The sequence below is a fragment of the Streptomyces sp. AM25 genome, assembly GCF_058146165.1.
In genome coordinates, this window is record NZ_JBKIWN010000024.1 from 15,645 (window position 1) to 29,544 (window position 13,900).

Consider the following 13,900-nt stretch of genomic DNA (forward strand, 5'->3'; position numbering starts at 1 on the left):
GCGGGAGCATGCCTTGGCCTCAACCCTCAGACGTGGCACAGCAGTTCGCCGTTCAGGACTGCGAACCAGCCGTCCTCCTGGCATCCCCACTCCCGCCACGCCCCGGCGACCGCCTCCAGACCGGCGCGGTCCGTGTGCCCGCCGGCCACGGCGAGGGCGGCGTAGGAGGAGGCCACCGTGCGCTCGGCCCACAGGCCGCTCCACCACGCCCGGTCCTCCGGAGTCGCGTAGCACCAGGTGCCGGCCGAGGCGGTGACGTCCGTGAACCCGGCCGCCCGTGCCCACGCCAGCAGCCGCCGGCCCGCGTCCGGCTCCCCGCCGGCGCCGCGGGCGACGCGCCGGTAGAGGTCCAACCAGCCGTCCAGGCCGGGTATCCGCGGGTACCAGGTCATGGCCGCGTAGTCCGCGTCGCGCACCGCGACCACGCCGCCCGGCCGGCACACGCGCCGCATCTCGCGCAGCGCGCCCACCGGGTCGGGCACGTGCTGCAGCACCTGGTGGGCGTGGACGACGTCGAAGGAGTCGTCGGGGAAGTCCAGCGCGTGCACGTCGCCCGTGGTGAACTCGACGTTGTCCACGCCGCGTTCGTGCGCCACTGCCCGTGCCCGGTCCAGCACCTCCGCCGCCGCGTCCAGACCCGTGACCCGGCCCCGCGGGACGAGCGCGGCCAGGTCGGCCGTGATGGCGCCGGGGCCGCAGCCCACGTCCAGGATCTCGTGGTGCGGCCGCAGCGCGGGCAGCAGGTACGCGGCGGAGTCGGCGGCCGTGCGCCGGCTGTGCGAGCGCAGGACGGACTCGTGATGGCCATGGGTGTACACGGGTTCCACGGGTTCCCCTTTCGGCGGTTCGTCGCTCCGACGGTACGCGCGCGTCCCGCATGGCGAGAAGCGCGTATCACCATGTGGGACCAGTTCGTCACCCGCCCGCCCGTGTCGGCCCGCCGCACACCACACCCGTCTGCAAAGGTGTGAGCTACCGGGTGAAGCCGAGCGCGTCGGAGGTGCGGATGCAGAAGGGCAAGGGCTCTCCGGCGGCCCCCGCCCTCCCGGCGGCCGAGCGCGGCCTGCCCGTCCTGCCGGAGCTCGCCGCACGGCTGGCGGAGGCGGCCGGGTGCAGCGGGCCGGAGCCGGTCGGCGGCGGCACGGAGGTGCGCGAGGCGGCCTGCCGCTACTGGGCGCGGCGCGGTCTGCCGGTGGGGCCCGAGCGCGTGGTCGCCGCCTCCGGCGCCCAGCCCCTGCTCATGGCGCTGCTCGCCGCGGCGGGCGGCGAGGTGCTCTTCACCCGCCCGTGCGCCGCCTGGTACGTGCCGGTCTCCCGGCTCGCCGGGCGGTTCGCCTACCCCGTGCCCGTACCGGCCGAGTGCGGCGGCGTCCCCGACCCGTTCGCGCTGCTGGAGACCGTGCGCCGGATCCGCGCCGAGGGCGGGCGGCCGCGGTTCCTGGTCCTGTCCGTCGCCGACGACACCACCGGCACCGTCGCCCCGCCCGAGATCCTGCACGAGGTCTGCGAGGCGGCCGCCGCCGAGGAACTGACCGTCATCAGCGACGAGACCTGGCGCGACACCCGGCACGACCCGCACGGCACCGTCTTCGTCGGCCCCGCCGAGATGCGCCCCGACAACGTCGTCGTCCTCACCGACCTCGCGGGCACCCTGCTCCCGGCCGGCTGGCCCGCCGCCGTCGCCCGCTTCCCGGAGAGCGGCACCGTGCTGCGCACCCGCGTCCTGTCCGTCCTCACCGCCCTCCGGGCCGAACTTGCGCCCCCGGTCGCGGCCGCGACCGCCTGGGCGCTGACCGAACCCAAGCCCGTCCGCAACCGGATCACGGCCGCCGGGCGGCTCTACGGGACCCTGGCCGGCGCCGCGCGCGAGCGGCTCTCCGCGGCCGGGGTGCTCTGCCGCCCGCCGCAGACCGGCCCGCACCTCTACGCCGACCTGGGCGAGCTGCGCGAGCCCCTCGCCGCCCGCGGCATCACCGACTCCGTCGAACTGGAGGCCCACCTCGGCGAGGCGCTCGGCCACCCGGTGCCCGGCAGCCACCACTTCGGCGACGAACCCGACGCCCTGCGCGTCCGTCTGTCCACTCCACCGCTCCTCGGCCCCACCGACGAACAGCGGCAACGCGCCCTGGACGCCCGCGATCCGCTGGCTCTGGAGGACGTCGCGGAGGCGTTGTCCACTTTTGGATCGGTGTTCAGTGAACTCGCCGGTGGCTGACCTACCGTCATGAGCGTGCCTCGGTTCCCCACGAATGGAGCCCGTAGATGACCGAACAGACCGAGCGCCCCCTGGCGGGTCCACGCCCCTTCGGCGAGCGCCGCACCTGGCCCCGGTCGTTCGCCGACCGCCTCACCGCACCGCTCCCCGGGGTCCGCGCCCTGGCCCGCCTCGCTCGCGAGGGCCGGCTGCGCCCGGGATCCGAAGCCCTGCCGGAGATCGCCGAACTGCCCGTCGAGCCCGGCCCCGTCCCGGCCGTGGAGCCCGCCTCCGTCGCCGCCACCTGGGCCGGGCACGCCAGTTGGGTGCTCTCCGTCGGCGGGCTCACCGTGCTCACCGACCCCGTGTGGTCCCGCCGCATCCTGGGCACGCCGCCGCGGATCACCCCGGTCGGGGTGCGCTGGGAGGACCTGCCGAGAGTCGACGCGGTCGTCATCAGCCACAACCACTACGACCACCTCGACGCCCCCACCCTCAAACGGCTGCCCCGCGACACCCCGCTGCTGCTCCCGGCGGGCCTGGGCGGCTGGGCGCGCCGCCGGCGGTTCACCCGGGTCACCGAGCTCGACTGGTGGGAGGCGGTCGAACTGCCGGGCCCCGCGGGCATGGTGCGCTTCGACTTCGTCCCCGCGCACCACTGGAGCAAGCGCACCCTGCTCGACACCTGCCGCTCGCTGTGGGGCGGCTGGGTGGTCACCGCGCCCGGCGGGCGGCGCGTGTACTTCGCGGGGGACACGGGCTACGGCCACTGGTTCGAGCGGGTCGGGCAGCGCTACCCGGGCATCGACCTCGCGCTGCTGCCCATCGGCGCCTACGAGCCGCGCTGGATGCTCGGCACCGTCCACACCGACCCCGAGGAGGCCGTCCGCGCCTGCCAGGACGTGGGCGCGCGGCTGATGGCCCCCATGCACTGGGCGACGTTCCTGCTCTCCGCCGAGCCGCCGCTGGAGCCGCTGCTCCGCGTCCGGGCCGCCTGGGCGGCCACGGGCCGGCCCCGGGAGGACCTGTGGGACCTGCCGGTCGGCGGGTCTCGGGTGATGGACGCGGCGGGAGTGACGCTCACTCCTGCGCCGACCAGGTGAAAGTGAACCGGCTGGAGCCGTGCCCGGTGCACAGGAGACAGGACGGCGGCCTGCTGGCCCGGGTGTCGATGCCGACGACGCCGGTGAGCTCGTCGTAGGTGAAGCACACCGACCCGTCGCCAAGCACCTCGTCCCGGCCGGCCGCCATCCGCCGCACGACCACCTGGACGGGCACGCCCTCACGGATGCCGAAGTCCCGGGCGGGCTGCCCGGAGACCAGGGTGGTGTCGATGCCGTCGGCCGTGCGCAGGAACTGCAGGGACAGCCGGTCGTCCGGGCCCCCGGTGTGCACGAAGTCGGTCCGGACCGCCCGGCCCCTGGGCCCGTCCGGCGCGACCACCGCGAGGCTGTGCGCGCCGCCCGCCGCAACGGTGAGGACCGTCCGGTCCGCCACGGCCGCCGTGAGCTCCGACACCTGGCCGTCCCGGTCCCGGCCGGCCGCCAGCAGCCGGCCGTCCTGCGTCACGGCCAGCCCGTGCAGGCTGCCGACCGAGGCCGCGCGGATCCTCCTGCCCTGCGCGGCCCGCAGCAGCCCGGAGACCTGGTGGTGGTCGTCGCGGCCGGACCCCAGCAGCTCGCCGTCCTCGGTGACGGCGAGGCTGTGCATGCCCATGGCCGCCACCGACGCGATCCTCCTGCCCTGCGCGGCCCGGAGGATCCCCGACACCTGGCCGAGATCGTCCAGCCCGGCCGCGAGGAGCCGCCCGTCCTCGGTCACCGCCAGGCTGTGCAGCTCGCCCGCGGCGACCGCGGCCACCTTCGCGCTCCCGGCCGCCGCCAGGATCCCCGACACGCTGCCGTGCTGGTCCTGGCCCGCGGCCAGCAGCCGGCCCTCGGCGGTGACCGCCAGCGCGTGGAAACCCCCGCAGGCGGCGGTGACGACCTGCCTGCCGTGCGCCGCCTCGACGATGCCCGACACCTGCCGGAAGTCGTCCAGGCCCGTGCCCAGGAGCCGCCCGTCCTCGGTCACCGCCAGGCTGAACAGCGGCCCGGCGGCGACCGCGGCGATCCGCTTGCCCTGCGCCGCCTTCCACATGCCGTGCGCCTGACCGTCGCTGTCGTACCCGGCGGCGAGCATCTGCCCCCCGGCCGTGACGGCCAGGCTGTGGTGCGCCCCGGCCGCGATGGCGGTGACCTCCTGGCCCTCCGCCGCCTGCAGGATGTCCCGCACCTGCCCGTAACCGTCCCGGCCGGCGGCGCACAGCTGCCCGGGCGTCCGCGTCCTGCCGTCCGCTACGTGCTCTCCCGGGGCGGTGGACGTGGACATGGGCCCTCCTGGCGGTGCAGCGCGGTGCGCGGTGGTCTCCCGCACGCCTCCACGCTGGGCGCTGTGCGGTACCCCGGCATCCGCGGACCGGCGAACGGGTGACGCGCAGCGCCCCGTAAGGGGCGCGGGGAACTGCGCGACAAGCCACAGACGGTCCGCAGTCGACGCACCACCCCGGGGTCCGGGGCGAAGCCCCTGGGGGCACCTCCCAGCGTTGGCTGGGGGAGAAGGTCGGCTGCGGCGCATCGTGGTTGCTCGCGCAGTTCCCCGCGCCCCTTACGGGGCGGTGCGCTACGTCTCCAGGACGTGCACGCGCAGCGGCCTCCCGGACACCGGGTGCACCGTGTCGCGCTCCGGGCGCATGCCGAGCTTGCGCATGATCCGCTCGGAGGCGGTGTTGCCGACGGCGTGGATGCTCACGATCCGGGCCAGGCCGCGCTCGCGCAGCGCGAAGTCCAGCGCCGCGCGCGCCGCCTCGGTGGCCAGCCCGCGCCCCCAGAACGGCCGCCCCAGCCGCCACCCGATCTCGACGGCGGGCAGCACCTCCGGCAGGAACAGCGGCACCGACAGCCCGGCGAACCCCGCCAGTTGACCACTGTCCCGGCATTCCACCGCGAACAGCCCGACCCCGCGCTCCTCCCATGCGTGCTCCCACACCGCGATCCGGGCGGCCGTCTGCTCCCGGTCCTGCACCGAGCCGTCCCCGATCCAGCGCATCACCTCCGGGTCGGAGTTGATCGCCGCCATCGCGTCGAGGTCGTCCGCGCGCCAGCGGCGCAGCGTCAGCCGGGGCGTGCGCAGGGAGGTCGTCGTCATGGGGGGATCCTGCCCGCGGGGATACGGATGTCACCCGTGCGGGCCGTTTCGCCCGGCCCGAAGGCATCCGGGGCGCCGCCCCCGTGGCGCCGGAGATGAGGGGGCCGCGGTCCTTTTCCTGCGCCTTTGCGCTCCGTCGCTGCGGGTGAACCGTTATTGCGACACGGTTTCCGGGCCGTGAACGAATCACGGCCATTGACCTTGATCACCACACCTTTTACGGTTCTCATGCGTCCCTCGCGGGACAAAAATCGCTGATTTTGCGCGGTGCGATGCCAGGGTGAGCATGTGCAGTCGCACAGCCCTGTGCTGTCGCCCGGAACCGGCGACCTGCCACGCCAGACGAGAGGCGCACCACACCCATGCACGACACCGACGACGGCGCGAAGTCCCGCCGCTTCGGCCTCCCCACGGCCACCGCGCTGGTCACGGGGAACATCATCGGAGGCGGCATCTTCCTGCTCCCCGCCTCCGTCGCCCCCTTCGGCACCGTCAGCCTGCTCGCCTTCGGCGTGCTCACCGTCGGTGCCATCGCGCTGGCCCTGGTCTTCGGCCGGCTCGCCGAGCGCGACCCGCGCACCGGCGGTCCGTACGTCTACGCGCGTGAAGCCTTCGGCGACTTCGCCGGGTTCCTCTCGGCCTGGTCGTACTGGACCATGACCTGGGTCAGCAACGCCGCCCTCGCCGTGGCGGGCGTCGGCTACTTCCACTTCCTGACCGGCGTGAAGCCCTCGACGGCCGCCGACCTCACCGTGGCCCTGGCCTTCCTGTGGCTCCCGGCGCTGGCGAACCTCGCCGGCACGCGCTGGGTGGGTGCGGTGCAGATGGTCTCCACGGTGCTGAAGTTCCTGCCGCTGCTGTTCGTGGCCGTCGTCGGCATCTTCTTCTTCGACCCGAAGAACCTCGGCCCCTTCACCGTGGGCGGCGGCAACTGGACCGGCGGCCTGACCGCGTCCGCCGCGATACTGCTCTACAGCTACGTGGGCGTGGAATCCGCCTCCGTCAGCGCCGGCGCGGTCCGCAACCCCGCGCGCAACGTGGGCCGTGCGAGCGTCCTGGGCACCATCGGCGCCGCCCTGGTCTACCTGCTGGGCACCCTGTCGGTCTTCGGCACCGTCCCGCACGACAAGCTGGTCAAGTCCACCGCGCCGTTCTCCGACGCCGTCGACGTGATGTTCGGCGGCAGCTGGGGCGGCATGCTCATCGCGGCCGCCGCGGCGATCTCCATCTTCGGTGCCCTCAACGGCTGGACGCTGATGAGCGCCCACTCGCCGTTCGCGGCCGCCAAGGACGGCCTGTTCCCGGCCGCTTTCGCCAAGGAGAAGCGCGGCGTGCCCACCTTCGGCGTGCTGGCCGCGGCCGTGCTGGCCACCGGCCTGACCGTCATCAACTACACGTCCGGCTCGGGCGGGGTGTTCAACATCCTCGTCCTGGTCACGACGTTCTCCGCGACGGTCCCGTACCTGCTCGCCGCGGCGGCGCAGGTGTACTTCCTGCTGACGGGCCAGGGCCACAAGGTCAACCCCGGCCGGATGACGCGGGACATGGTGCTGGCGGTGGGCGCGTTCGCGTTCTCCTTCTGGCTGGTGGCGGGCGCCGGTTACGCGGCCGTGTACCAGGGCACGCTGTTCCTGTTCGCGGGCATCCTCGTCTACGTGTGGATGGCGGGACGGCGCAAGGCCGCCGAGGCCGCCGATGCGGCTCCGGCTGCTGCCGAGCCGGTCGCGGAGCGTGTCGCCGGCTGATCCCCTTACCTCTGACGTAATCGCGCCGGGGCCCCTCCCACGGCAAGGTGATGGCCACGGACCTCCGGACCCGCGCACTCGGGTCCGGAGGGGCCGTGGCCCTCTGTTTTCACCCGTGTTTTCACCTGCCGAGGAGATGCCCCATGTCGCAGTACGAGACCGCCGTCGCCCGCTACTTCGCGGCCTGGAACGCCACCGACCCTGCGGCCCGCGCCGCCGCCGTGGCCGCCGCGTGGAGCGAGGACGGCTCCTACACCGACCCGCTCGCCGACGTCAGCGGGCACGAGCAGCTCGCGGCCGTGATAGCCGGTGCGCACGAGCAGTTCCCCGGCTTCGTGTTCCGGCAGACCGGTGCCGTGGACGGGCACCACGGCACTGCCCGGTTCTCGTGGGAGCTGGTGTCCGCCGCCGACGGGTCGGCGCCCGTCGCCGGGTCGGACGTGATCACCCTGGCCGGGGACGGCCGGATCCGTACCGTCCTCGGGTTCCTCGACCGGGTGCCCTCCGCTACCGGGTGAACTCCTTGAGGGCCGCGGCCGTTTCCGGATCGGCGGGGAGGAAGGTCTCCAGGGCCAGTTCGGAAACGGTCACGTCCATGGGGGTGTTGAAGGTCGTGATCGTCGAGACGAAGGAGAGCACCCGGCCGCGGTGCTCGATCACCAGCGGCAGTGCGAAGGGTGTGGTGCTCCGCCCGGCCGTCGCATCCTCCGCTTCGGGCCGCTCCGGCAAGGGGTACGCGCTCACCTCGTCGTAGACGGCCCGCAGGGCGGCCGACCGTACGTGTGCCAGCTGCCGTTCCATCTGGTGCAGCAGATGCCCGCGCCATTCACGGAGGTTGCGGATGCGCGGGGCCAGCCCGCCCGGGTGCAGGGTGAGGCGCATGGCGTTCAGCGGGGGAGCGAGCAGCGGCTCCGCGACGCCCTCCAGGAGCATCGCGATGCCGCTGTTCGCCGCCATCACCTGGTAGGCGCCGTCCACCACCAGGGCGGGGAAGGGCTCGTAGCCCTTCAGCAGGCTCTCGACCCCCTCCCGCAGGCCGTCCAACGCCGGGTCGTCCAGCGGCCGTTCCGGGTAGTGCGGGGCATATCCGGCTGCCATGAGCAGGGCGTTGCGCTCGCGCACGGGGACGTCCAGGTGGTCCGCGAGCCGGAGCACCATCTCGGGGCTCGGGCGGGAGCGCCCGGTCTCGATGAAGCTGATGTGCCGGGCGGAGGAGTCGGCGCGCAGGGCGAGTTCGAGCTGGCTGATACGGCGCCGGGTGCGCCAGTCGCGCAGGAGTGCGCCCACACCGGTTCCGGGTGCCACCACAGTTGTCATGGTCCGACCGTACTGCTGGTGCCGGTGGGGACGGTCAGGCGGTGATCGTCTTGTACTCGACGTAGCCGGCCAGTCCGGCGGCGCCGTACTCGCGGCCGATACCGCTGGACTTGAAGCCCCCGAAGGGGCCGTCGAAGCCGACCGGGGCTCCGTTGACGGTGACCGTGCCGGTCCGCACGCGGCGCGCGACGGCCATCGCGCGCTGCTCGTCGGCGGACCAGACGCCGCCGGAGAGGCCGTACTCCGAGTCGTTGGCGATCCGGACCGCGTCGTCCTCGTCGTCGTAGGCGATGACCACCAGCACCGGACCGAAGATCTCCTCCTGGGCGATCCGCATCCCGTTGTCGACGTCCGCGAAGAGGGTGGGGGTGACGTAGTTGCCGCCTTCCAGGCCCGGAGGCACCTGGGGGCCGCCGGTGACCAGGCGCGCCCCCTCCTCGACGCCGAGCCGGATGTAGTCGCGGACCCGCTGCTGCTGGTCGGGACGGACCATCGGACCGATGAAGGTGTCCTCGTCGGCGGGGTCGCCCACCGTCAGGGACCCGACCATCTCCCCGAGTGCGGTGACGACTTCCTCGTACCGCGAGCGCGGCGCGAGGATCCGGGTCTGGGCGATGCACGCCTCGCCGTTGTTGAGCAGCGAGGCGAACTTCAGACTTGCGACGGCCTCGGCGAGGTCGGCGTCCTCCAGGATGATCGCGGCCGACTTGCCGCCGAGCTCCAGGCCGACCCGCTTGAGCTGTTCGCCGGCGATGGAGGCGATCCGCCGGCCGGCGCGGGTGGAACCGGTGAAGGAGATCTTGTCGACGCCGGGGTGGGAGACCAGGTACTCGCTGGTCCCGCGGTCCGCGTGGAGCACGCTGACCACGCCCTCGGGCAGGCCGGCCGCGTCCAGGAGTTCGGCGAGCAGGTTCATGCTGAGCGAGTTCTCGGGGGAGGTCTTGAGGACGACGGTGTTGCCCGCCAGCAGCGCCGGGACGACCTTGGCCAGGGCGGCCGAGAACGGGGAGTTCCACGGGATCACCGCGGCGACCACGCCGATCGCCTCGCGACGCACCACACTGCGGAACGGCAGTGCGGGGTCGGAGGGTTGGAGCGTCTCCTCCCAGCCGAACTCCTCGGCCGCCTTGAGGTAGGCGTTGGCCTGCCGGGTCAGCCCTGCCTGTCCCGCCCTGGTGAACCAGCCCGCCGAGCCGTTCTCGGCGGAGATCAGCGCCGCGATCTCCTCCGCGCGTGCCTCGCGCAGGGCGTTCAGACGGCGGATGACCTCGATGCGCTGCGCGGGGGCGGTGCGCGGCCAGGGCCCGTGGTCGAAGGCCTGCCGGGCGGCGGCCACCGCGCGGTCCACATCCGTGGGGGAGGCCTGGGCGGCGCGGCCGATGACGGACCGGTCGTGGGGGGAGCGGACCTCCAGTGTGTGCGCCGGGGCGCTGGGCCGGGTCCAGGTGCCGCCGATGTAGAGCCTGTCGTTGATGATCACGTTCTTCCCGCCTCTGTTGGTCGGCACGTCTCGTCTCACTGTCTAACTGTCACTTAAATGTAGCAGTTATCTGTCTAAGTGCTCTGCAGTGTGGCGGGAGTCTCAGTATGTGCGGCGTCGATGGGTAGACTGCAGCGATGAGAGCCGATGCCGCGCGCAACCTGGAAACCGTCCTGACCGCAGGCGCCCGCCTGCTCGCCACGGACCCGTCCGCGAGCATTGCCGCCATCGCCGCCGCCGCGGGGGTCGACCGGCGTACCGTCTACCGGCGGTTCGCCTCCCGCGAGGAGCTGCTGGCCGCCGTCTACCGGGCCCGCCTCGACGCGATCGAGCAGGCCATCGACGCCGCCCGCCTCGACCGCGCCCCGGTCGCGGTGGCGCTGCACCGCTACGCCGAGGGCATCGTCACCGTCAACCGCACCTGGCCCGTGGAGCTCGGTCGCATGCGCGCCGACGAGACGATCCGCGCACGCCGCGACGGATTCATCGAGCAGGTCGACGCATTCCTCCAACGCGCCACCGACGAAGGCCTGTTGCGCGCCGACCTGCCGACCGGATGGGCCGGCGCACTCCTGCGGCAGCTCCTGCACCTGGTCACCGACGAGCTGCCGGACCTCGACGCGGGGCAGGCGGCCGACGTCCTGGTGGAGACCTATCTGCGGGGAGTGGGCCGGGACCGCGCCTGATCCGGCCGTGGGCCGTGTGCCCCGGAAGGCCGAAGCGGGTACGGGAGGGGCGTGGGTACACAGGGGCGCGAAAGCGCCCCCGCCCCATGGGACGCTTGCATCACAGAGGCCTACGAGGCTCACGAGGCTCACGACGAAAGGGAAGAGCGATGGCTGTCGAACCGCTCTCGCAGAAGGACGTCGAGGTGCGCCTTCAGGAACTGCCCGGCTGGGCCGTCGACGGTGACCGGATCACCCGGGCGTACTCCTTCGAGGGGCACTTCCCGGCTGCTGCCATGGTGATTCACATCGCGCAGATCCAGGAGGAGCTCAACCACCATGCGGAGGTGGTGCTGGGGTACAACACGGTGTCACTTGCCGTGAACAAGCACAGTGTCGGGGGCAAGGTCACGGACTTGGACGTGCAACTGGCCCGCCGGGTGGAGGCGGTTGCACCCGGGCACGGGGCGCGATGACCCCGCACCGCCGGACGGGCCGAATTCCTGGGCCCGTCCGGCGGTTCAGCGACTCAGTTCCAGTCGAACTCGTCCGGGTTCGGGCCCAGTCGGGTGCCGCTGTCGAGCGCGGCGACGGCCTTCATGTCGTCCTCGTCGAGGGTGAAGTCGAAGACGTCGATGTTCTCGCGGATGCGGGCCGGCGTCACCGACTTCGGGATCACCACGTTGCCCAGCTGCAGGTGCCAGCGCAGCACCACCTGGGCCGCCGACTTGCCGTGCTTGGCGGCGATGCCGGCCAGCACCGGGGCCTTGAGCAGCTCGCCGCCCTGGCCGAGCGGCGACCACGCCTCCGTCGCGATGCCGTGCTCGGCGTGGAACGCGCGCAGTTCGGCCTGCGGGAAGTTGGGGTGCAGCTCGATCTGGTTGACGGCCGGGACGAGCGACGTCTCGGCGAGCAGCCGCTCCAGCTGCGGGACGTGGAAGTTGGAGACGCCCACCGCCTTCGCCCGCCCGCTCTCGGCGATCTCGGCGAAGGTGCGCCAGATGGTCAGGTAGTCGTCGCGCATGGCGCGCGGCCAGTGGACGAGGTACAGATCCACGTAGTCGAGGCCCAGCTTGGCCAGGGACGCGTCGAACTCGCGCAGGACGCCGTCGCGCGTCCAGGTCTCGGACGCGCTGTTCCAGAGCTTGGTGGTGACGAACAGCTCGTCACGCGGGATGTCCGAGGAGGTCAGCGCCTTGCCGGTACCCGCTTCGTTCTCGTACACCGCAGCCGTGTCGATGCTGCGGTAACCCGCCTCGAGGGCGTTCGACACCGCGGCGGTCGCCTCGGCGTCCGGAACCTGCCAGACGCCGAAGCCGAGCTGCGGCATCTCGACGCCGTTGTTGAGGGTGATGGACGGGACCTTGCTCACGAGCAATCGATCCTTACTGGTTCGGTTCGGAAGCGCTTACTCCAAGCGTCAACCGGAACCACCTCAGCCGCATTCCCGCTCGGGCGACTCAAGTGAACTCATTTGCCGTAGAGCGCCTCGACCTCCACGGCGTAGGCCTTCTCTATCGCCCGGCGCCGGAGTTTCAGCGTCGGCGTCAGCAGGCCCTGCTCCTCGGTGAACTGCGCGCCCAGGATCCGGAAGGTCCGGATCGATTCGGCCTGCGAGACCAGGGTGTTGGCGGCCACCACGCCCCGCCGGATCTCGGTCTCCAGGTCCGGGTCGCGCACCAGCTCCGCCGGCTCCATGGGCGGCTTGTCGCGCATCTGCAGCCAGTGCGCCACGGCCTCCGGGTCGAGGGTGACCAGCGCGGCGATGTAGGGACGGTCGTTGCCGACCACGATGCACTGGGAGATCAGCGGGTGCGCCCGCACCCGCTCCTCCAGCACCAGCGGCGAGACGCTCTTGCCGCCGGAGGTCACCAGGATCTCCTTCTTGCGGCCGGTGATCGTCAGATACCCGTCCTCGTCCAGCGAGCCCAGGTCCCCCGTGGCCAGCCAGCCGGACCGCAGTACCGCCTCCGTCGCCCGCGGATCGCCGAGGTAGCCGCTGAAGACCTGGCCGCCGCGCACCCACACCTCGCCGTCGTCGGCGATGTGCACCGTGGTGCCGGGCACGGGGACCCCGACCGTCCCGAAGCGGGTGCGCTCGGGCGGGTTGGCGGTGGCGGCGCCGGTGGTCTCCGTCAGCCCGTAGCCCTCGAAGACGGCGACCCCGGCGCCCGCGAAGAACAGCCCCAGCCGCCGCTCCATCGCCGAACCGCCGGACATCGCATGGCGCACCCGTCCGCCCAGCACCTCGCGGAAGCGCGAGTAGACCAGCCGGTCGAACACCTGGTGCTGCAGCCGCAGGGCGGCGCCGGGGCCGGGCCCCGTACCGAAGGCGCGGGCCTCCTGTGCCTCCGCGTAGCGCACGGCCACCTCGACGGCCCGCTCGAACGGGCCCTCCCGGCCCGCGCGCTCGGCCTCGCGGCGGGCCGTGGCGAAGACCTTCTCGAAGACGTACGGCACCGCCAGGACGAACGTCGGCCGGAACGCCTGCAGGTCGGGCAGCAGCTCCTCGGCCGACAACTGGGGCTGGTGGCCCAGCTTGACGCCGCCGCGCACCGCCGCGACCTGCACCATCCGCCCGAAGACATGGGCCAGGGGGAGGAAGAGCAGGGTGGACGCCTCGTCGCCGGGCCGGGTGCGGAAGACCGGTTCGTAGCGGCGGACGAGGTTGTCGGTCTCGGTCATGAAGTTGGCGTGGGTCAGGACGCAGCCCCGGGGGCGGCCCGTGGTGCCCGAGGTGTAGATGACGGTGGCCGGCGAGTCGGGGGTGACGGCCATGCGGTGCCGGTGCACGACCTCGTCGTCGATGCGGGCCCCGGCCTCGGTCAGCTCCTCCACGGCCCCGGAGTCGAGCTGCCACAGCCGGGCAAGGTGCGGGAGCCGGCCGATGACCGAGCCGATGGTCATGGCGTGGTCCTCGTGCTCGACGACGCAGGCGGTCACGCGGGCGTCGTGCAGCATCCAGAACACCTGCTCGGTGGAGGACGTGGGGTACAGCGGCACGGGCTGGGCGCCGATGCACCACAGCGCGAAGTCGAACAGCGTCCACTCGTAGCGCGTACGGGACATGACGGCGACCCGGTCGCCGAACCGGACGCCCTGCGCGAGCAGGCCCTTGGCCAGGGCGAGCACCTCGTCCCGGAAGGCGGCGGCCGTCACGTCCTGCCATGCGCCGGCCACGCGGCGGCCGAACGCGATGCGCCCGGGGTCCTCCTCCGCACGGTCGAAGACGGCGTCCGCCAGGCCTCCGGCCCGGGGCGCCGTCACCAGCGACGGCTCGGTGGCTTCGTGCAACGGCTCCTCGCTCCTCGCG

The 13,900-nt window shown here is 73.0% G+C and carries 13 protein-coding genes; 6 read left to right on the plus strand and 7 right to left on the minus strand.

Annotated elements, in window-relative coordinates; all coding sequences use genetic code 11:
* Window positions 1–26 precede the first annotated feature (26 nt).
* On the minus strand, window positions 27–827 hold the full coding sequence (locus ACLHRZ_RS28180; protein ID WP_490421360.1) for a class I SAM-dependent methyltransferase: 801 nt from the start codon (window positions 825–827) through the stop codon (window positions 27–29).
* Window positions 828–1,006: 179 nt separating this feature from the next.
* On the opposite strand from ACLHRZ_RS28180, the gene ACLHRZ_RS28185 reads away from it, so the two are divergent.
* Entirely contained in the window at window positions 1,007–2,215 is a 1,209-nt protein-coding gene (locus ACLHRZ_RS28185; RefSeq protein ID WP_490421451.1) for an aminotransferase class I/II-fold pyridoxal phosphate-dependent enzyme, read from the plus strand.
* A gap of 47 nt (window positions 2,216–2,262) precedes the next feature.
* Window positions 2,263–3,297: an MBL fold metallo-hydrolase gene (locus tag ACLHRZ_RS28190; RefSeq protein WP_490421361.1), complete on the plus strand. Its 1,035-nt coding sequence runs from the start codon at window positions 2,263–2,265 to the stop codon at window positions 3,295–3,297.
* Here ACLHRZ_RS28190 and ACLHRZ_RS28195 read toward each other — a convergent pair.
* The gene (locus tag ACLHRZ_RS28195) at window positions 3,275–4,564 is read right to left on the minus strand and encodes an RCC1 domain-containing protein (protein WP_490421362.1); all 1,290 of its coding nucleotides are present in this window, start codon (window positions 4,562–4,564) and stop codon (window positions 3,275–3,277) included. The two genes, ACLHRZ_RS28190 and ACLHRZ_RS28195, sit on opposite strands and share 23 nt — an antisense overlap.
* A gap of 291 nt (window positions 4,565–4,855) precedes the next feature.
* Window positions 4,856–5,380 (minus strand): GNAT family N-acetyltransferase, encoded by a 525-nt coding sequence (locus ACLHRZ_RS28200; protein WP_490421363.1) that lies wholly within the window; start codon window positions 5,378–5,380, stop codon window positions 4,856–4,858.
* A gap of 362 nt (window positions 5,381–5,742) precedes the next feature.
* Here ACLHRZ_RS28200 and ACLHRZ_RS28205 point away from each other — a divergent pair, with 362 nt between their 5' ends.
* A complete protein-coding gene (locus tag ACLHRZ_RS28205; protein WP_490421364.1) occupies window positions 5,743–7,125 on the plus strand; it encodes an amino acid permease in 1,383 nt (460 codons plus the stop codon).
* A gap of 143 nt (window positions 7,126–7,268) precedes the next feature.
* On the plus strand, window positions 7,269–7,643 hold the full coding sequence (locus ACLHRZ_RS28210) for a nuclear transport factor 2 family protein (protein WP_490421365.1): 375 nt from the start codon (window positions 7,269–7,271) through the stop codon (window positions 7,641–7,643).
* On the opposite strand, the gene ACLHRZ_RS28215 is transcribed toward ACLHRZ_RS28210, so the two are convergent.
* Both ACLHRZ_RS28215 and ACLHRZ_RS28220 read right to left on the minus strand, forming a co-directional pair.
* On the minus strand, window positions 7,633–8,442 hold the full coding sequence (locus ACLHRZ_RS28215; RefSeq protein ID WP_490421366.1) for a helix-turn-helix domain-containing protein: 810 nt from the start codon (window positions 8,440–8,442) through the stop codon (window positions 7,633–7,635). The two genes, ACLHRZ_RS28210 and ACLHRZ_RS28215, sit on opposite strands and share 11 nt — an antisense overlap.
* A 34-nt stretch (window positions 8,443–8,476) precedes the next feature.
* A complete protein-coding gene (locus tag ACLHRZ_RS28220) occupies window positions 8,477–9,922 on the minus strand; it encodes an aldehyde dehydrogenase (protein ID WP_490421452.1) in 1,446 nt (481 codons plus the stop codon).
* 137 nt (window positions 9,923–10,059) lie between these two features.
* On the opposite strand from ACLHRZ_RS28220, the gene ACLHRZ_RS28225 reads away from it, so the two are divergent.
* Both ACLHRZ_RS28225 and ACLHRZ_RS28230 read left to right on the plus strand, forming a co-directional pair.
* Complete coding sequence (locus tag ACLHRZ_RS28225) at window positions 10,060–10,608, plus strand: TetR/AcrR family transcriptional regulator (protein ID WP_490421367.1); 549 nt, start codon at window positions 10,060–10,062, stop codon at window positions 10,606–10,608.
* Between the two features lie 149 nt (window positions 10,609–10,757).
* Window positions 10,758–11,063 carry a 4a-hydroxytetrahydrobiopterin dehydratase gene (locus tag ACLHRZ_RS28230; RefSeq protein ID WP_490421368.1) on the plus strand — a complete coding sequence of 102 codons (306 nt, stop codon included), beginning with the start codon at window positions 10,758–10,760 and terminating at the stop codon, window positions 11,061–11,063.
* A 53-nt stretch (window positions 11,064–11,116) separates the two neighbouring features.
* On the opposite strand, the gene ACLHRZ_RS28235 is transcribed toward ACLHRZ_RS28230, so the two are convergent.
* The gene (locus ACLHRZ_RS28235) at window positions 11,117–11,959 is read right to left on the minus strand and encodes an aldo/keto reductase (protein WP_490421369.1); all 843 of its coding nucleotides are present in this window, start codon (window positions 11,957–11,959) and stop codon (window positions 11,117–11,119) included.
* 98 nt (window positions 11,960–12,057) lie between these two features.
* Window positions 12,058–13,881, minus strand: coding sequence for an AMP-dependent synthetase/ligase (locus ACLHRZ_RS28240; RefSeq protein WP_490421370.1), 1,824 nt, complete (start codon window positions 13,879–13,881; stop codon window positions 12,058–12,060).
* Window positions 13,882–13,900: the final 19 nt, after the last annotated feature.